Genomic DNA, 831 nt, shown 5'->3' with positions numbered 1-831 from the left:
GGGCTCGGGCCGGTTGCCGGAAAGGGCCGCGCCGGTGCCGTCGGCCTCGGTGCCCGACTGCGCGCGAACCCCCGCGCGCGCCACCCGCATCAGCCGCAGTGCCGTCGCCACGTCCCCGCTGAGCAGTCCGACCGCGCCGCACTCGCGGAACGTCGGGGCCACCGCGCAGGCCGCCTCGTAGGTGTCCGTCACCGGGGACGCCGGGGAGGCCGGGGCCGTCTCGGCCAGGCACACGACGTGGATGCCGGCCCGGGGGCCGTCCGCCGCCAGCCGCGCCACCGCCTTGCGCAGGTCGGCGCCGCCGGGGTCGCCGTCCACCACGACCACGGTGTACGGCCCCGGGAAACCGCCGCTCGTCTCGTCGTCCGCGTCGTCCCGGGCCCAGGAAGGCCGTCGGGCACTGTTGCGGAGACGGTCCTCCTGGGCGGCGGAGCGGGCGGCCGGGACGGTCCTGCGGGCCGGTGCGGCCTCCGCGTCGGACAGGTGGTCGTCCAGGCGCCGCAGAAGCTCGTCGGTGCGGGCCGCTGCCTGCTCGCGGTCATGGGCGAGCAGAAGGCGGCAGTCCTGGCCGTGACCCGGGCGGACGTGGGGGAGCCAGCCGAGCCAGGACCACTCGGCGGTGCGCTCCCGCGCGGGCCGGGATCGGTCCGCGCTGATCAGGACGATCTCCAGGGTCTCGGGCGCGTGCAGGGCGGCGAGCTGGGCCACCACCGCGCGGGCCAGCCCGGCGAGCCGCGCGCGCGGACCGGCGAGTCCCAGCGCACCGGCCTCGCGCAGATCCGCGGTGACCGGAACGGCCGGCAGCAGCCCCGAGCCGTCGGGCGCCGCACG

The 831-nt window shown here is 78.7% G+C and carries 1 pseudogene; it reads right to left on the bottom strand.

Going from position 1 to position 831, the window contains the following annotated elements:
- Nucleotides 1-831: pseudogene (locus BFN33_RS48990) on the bottom strand (cell division protein FtsK); the annotation flags it as partial.

This window comes from Streptomyces sp. LUP47B, from assembly GCF_001746295.1.
GTDB lineage: Bacteria > Actinomycetota > Actinomycetes > Streptomycetales > Streptomycetaceae > Streptomyces.
The sequence above is the reverse complement of the archived record's forward strand: the minus strand, read 5'-3'. Positions and strand labels throughout refer to the sequence as shown.